Below are 3,869 nucleotides of genomic sequence, written 5' to 3'. Positions count from 1 at the left end.
CGCTGGAATATTCGCCATTGGTTACCACTCAGATATGAGCGGCTATGGTAAAAAAGCGCACCTTACGGCGCCAGTGCATCATTGGGATGAGTTTTACGCCGAGCGCGTGCAGCAAGTACTTGACGATAAATGGGAATCGCAAAATGTATGGAAAGGCATAGATGCCGGTATGACCCGCTTAGCGCCGTTGAGTAAAGACATTCCTGCCAATGTTGTTGCCGAGGTAGAGGCGATTAAAACCAAAATTGCCAACGGTGAGTTTCATCCATTTAGTGGCCCAATTAACAATCAGCAAGGTGAGCTGGTAACTAAAGCGGGGCAAACAATTGATGATAAAACCTTACTTGGTATGGACTTTTATGTAGAGGGTGTTGAAGGGCAGCTTAAATAAGCGCCCTGTATTTAAATTAAAACTTGGGCAAGGCATTTATACCTTGCCCATATTAAAGCGCTAAAAGGATGTTGACTATGTCAAACCAAGAAGCAATCTCAGAAGACATAATTTACGCAGTAGATGATAAACCAGGGCTGACCGAATCCTTTTTTGCTGCCCTGCAACATGTACTGGCAAGTTTTGTAGGTATTATTACGCCCACGCTTATTATTGGTGGCGTGTTGGGGCTTGGTAGCGAAATACCGTATTTAATTAGTATGGCGTTGTTTGTATCGGGGGTTGGTACATTTATTCAGGCTCGCCGTGTGGGGCCAATTGGCTCAGGGCTTATTTGCGTACAAGGCACCAGCTTTGCTTTTTTAGGCACTATTTTGGCAACCGGTTTTACCGTAAAAGCCACTGGAGGCGGAATCGATGAAGTACTTGCCACCATTTTTGCTGTGTGTTTTTTAGCAGCCTTTGTAGAGATATTCATTAGCTTTTTTATAGAAAAGCTTGGCAAAGTAATTAAGCCTGTAGTGACTGGTGTGGTGATCACCACCATTGGGGTTTACCTCATTAAAGTAGGTATGACTGACATAGGCGGCGGGCAATGGTTATTAACTAATATGCCTGAAAAGTTTGCCTCGCCAAGCAACTTAATTGTGGGTTTTTCGGTGGTGGCGCTGGTGGTATTACTTAATGCTAGCAAAAATCAGTGGGTAAGGCTTACCGCTGTAGTAGTTGCCATGTTAGTAGGGTGGTTACTTGCACTTATTTTAGGTATAGCCAAATTTAAAATGGGCGAATTTGATTTAATCGCCATGCCATTACCCTTTAAATATGGCTTTAATATTGATTTTGGCGCCATGATTGCCTTTAGCTTTTTATACCTAATTACCGCCATTGAATCCACAGGCGATATAACCGCAAATTGTGCGGTGTCTAAATTACCGGTAAAAGGCGCAAGCTATTTAGCGCGTATACGCGGAGGTATTTTAGGCGATGGCGTTAACTCAATGATTGCTGCCGCATTTAATACGTTTCCTAATACTACTTTTAGCCAAAATAACGGCGTTATTCAATTAACCGGTGTAGCAAGTAGATACATTGGCCTGTGGATTGGTGTAATTTTGATTATTTTAGGGTTATTTCCGGTTATTGGTGCCGTGCTACAAAATATTCCTAAACCAGTGCTAGGCGGTGCAACGCTCGTGATGTTTGGCACAGTAGCTGCCGCAGGGGTAAAAATTCTTGCAAGCGAAAAAATAAATCGTCGTAGCTTACTTATTATTGCGGTGAGCTTAGGTATGGGGCTAGGGGTTAGCTTTGTGCCCGAAATGTTTATAAATGCGCCTAAGCTGGTAACCGCTATTTTTGGCAGCGCTGTAACGGTATCGGGTTTAACCGCCATCGTTATGACGCTTGTTTTACCAGAAAATTATTCAGCAAGTACAGATCATCTTAACTAGACTAATAAAATTATAACAAAGGGATTAACAATGAAAATTACAACAATTAAAAAATTAGCCTTAGTAAGTGCTATCGCGGTGTGTTCAAGTAGTGTGTCGGCAAAAGAGCTGTGGTCAGATTTTAGTATAACCGCCATGACCGGCGCCGATTACCTCGAGCCGTTCTCGGGAGAGGAAGACGACAGAAGCGTAGTAACCATTGAGCATGCATCGGGGCATACATGGGGTGGTACCTTCTTTTTTATGGATAGATTAAGCAACCCCGATGAAGTATACGGAGAGCTAAACATAAACCCAACGCTTTACAAGCCACAAAACAGCTTTGTTAAAGAGGTGTTTTTAGGCCTACAAACAGAATATGGCTCAGGCGATACCGATCAAAATAACTACTTATTAGGTGGCGGTGTGTCGTTAGATGTACCAGGGTTTCAATATTTTAATGTGGCTTATTACCGTCGTTTTCAGGACGATATTGGCATAGAGCGTGAAGATAACAACCAAATAACCGTAACGTGGGGCTATAACAAGGGTAACTTTAGATACGATGGCTTTTTAGATATTGTTGACAGTACCGACACTATGTTTGGTAAAAGCGAAGGCGGTTTTAACTTTACCTCACAACTTAAATACAACATTGCTCCTATGCTTGGCCTAGACACAGGTCGCCTTGATGTAGGTATAGAATACGTATATTGGAAAAATAAGTTTGGTGTAGATGGTCAAACAGAGCATAACCCAAACCTAATGGTTAAATGGCATTTTTAAAACTTTAAGCGTTTGTCCCGTCCTGAAATAGGTTGACGGTTTTAATGAAAGACTTGGTGCGAAAGCGCCAGGTCTTTTTTATGCACTTGATTTGGTGTTTTCATATCCAAACTTAAGTGCGGTCGCATTTCATTGTATATAAATATCGATTCTTCAACGAGCTGTTTTAACTCTGCCATATTGCGACATTTATACAGTAAAAACTCTTGCTTTAATATCCCGTTAATACGCTCTGCTAATGCGTTTTGATAACAGTCATACCCATCGGTCATCGATGGTCTAATGCCCTCTTTTAATAGCGCATTTTGATATACTTCAGAGCAATATTGTAAACCTCTATCTGAATGATGAATGGCATCACGTTTATATACGCGTTGCTTAATTGTCATTTCTAATGCTCTGACTACATCGGTTGCTTTCATTTCATCACTCAGCTCATAACCCATTATTTTTCGACTGTAAGCATCAGTGACTAACGATAGGTAATGCACGCCTTGCGCTGACTTTACGTATGTAATGTCACTAACGAAGACTTCCTCGGCCGCAGTAGGCATGTATTCCTTTAGTAAATTGGGATGCTTGCGCATCCAATGGTTACTGTTTGTTGTTTTAGTGTAATTTTTCTTTGGTTTTACAAGAAAGTCATGCTCTCTCAAATAATCAAAAAAACAATCACGACCTAGTTTAATGCCACGCTCTTGCAGGTCTGGCTTTATCATCAGATAAAGTTTCTTCCCACCAATACGAGGCATGAATTGCCGCCAGTACATCACTAATTCTTTGACTGGCTCCAATTCTTTATTCCGAGCATCTATTCTGCGCATAGCTTGATAGTAACCTTGTCGCGTTACGCCATATGCACGGCATAACGGAGTAAGCTTTATTTGATGGTTTTCTTTTGCGCGCGTGATAGCTCGGATATGTACTTTTTTCGCAAGCCCGCTCCATATTCTTCATCCATAATATTAATCATTTCATCTTTGATTAAATCCTTTAGGCGTAACTCTTCTATCTCGCGCTCTAAACGTTTAATTTTTTGTGCTGGGGTTTCTTTCGATTTAGGCATGTTGGCTATATAAGTTGGTTTAGACCAATCTAATTTACCATGTTTTCGCAGCCATACCAGAACGGTACTGCGGCCTTGAATACCGTAATGACTTTGCGCTTGTTTATAGGTGAAGTCGCCTTTTTCTACTTGCTCAACAATAGATAATTTAAAGCCTAATGTATAATCTCGCTGAGTACGCTTAACGTCTTTA

At 41.2% G+C, this 3,869-nt stretch carries 4 protein-coding genes; 3 read left to right on the top strand and 1 reads right to left on the bottom strand.

Translation table 11 applies throughout. From position 1 onward, the window contains the following. From L650_RS0109940 to L650_RS0109930, 3 genes are all read left to right on the top strand, one after another. The coding region (locus tag L650_RS0109940) for a BMP family ABC transporter substrate-binding protein (protein WP_029773010.1) at positions 1–391 on the top strand (391 nt) is incomplete at its 5' end. 77 nt (positions 392–468) lie between these two features. Then, on the top strand, positions 469–1,845 hold the full coding sequence (locus L650_RS0109935) for a uracil-xanthine permease family protein (protein ID WP_029773009.1): 1,377 nt from the start codon (positions 469–471) through the stop codon (positions 1,843–1,845). 30 nt (positions 1,846–1,875) lie between these two features. Continuing rightward, positions 1,876–2,610 (top strand): DUF5020 family protein, encoded by a 735-nt coding sequence (locus L650_RS0109930; protein ID WP_004587064.1) that lies wholly within the window; start codon positions 1,876–1,878, stop codon positions 2,608–2,610. Positions 2,611–2,651: 41 nt separating this feature from the next. On the opposite strand, the gene L650_RS23720 is transcribed toward L650_RS0109930, so the two are convergent. After that, positions 2,652–3,869 (bottom strand): IS3 family transposase gene (locus L650_RS23720; RefSeq protein ID WP_128081048.1). Its coding sequence is split into 2 segments (ribosomal slippage), with 1,219 coding nucleotides annotated over them: positions 2,652–3,535 and positions 3,535–3,869; the frame shifts between segments, so codons are not numbered across the junction. This gene is flagged as partial in the annotation.

The sequence above is a fragment of the Pseudoalteromonas sp. TB51 genome (assembly GCF_000498055.1).
Lineage (GTDB): Bacteria > Pseudomonadota > Gammaproteobacteria > Enterobacterales > Alteromonadaceae > Pseudoalteromonas > Pseudoalteromonas atlantica.
This window is presented reverse-complemented; position numbering and strand designations above follow the sequence as displayed.

Excerpts from the sequence above, each read along its gene's own strand:
- L650_RS0109935 (WP_029773009.1), top strand. The coding sequence starts at position 469 with ATGTCAAACCAAGAAGCAATCTCAGAAGACATAATTTACGCAGTAGAT.
- L650_RS0109930 (WP_004587064.1), top strand. The coding sequence starts at position 1,876 with ATGAAAATTACAACAATTAAAAAATTAGCCTTAGTAAGTGCTATCGCG.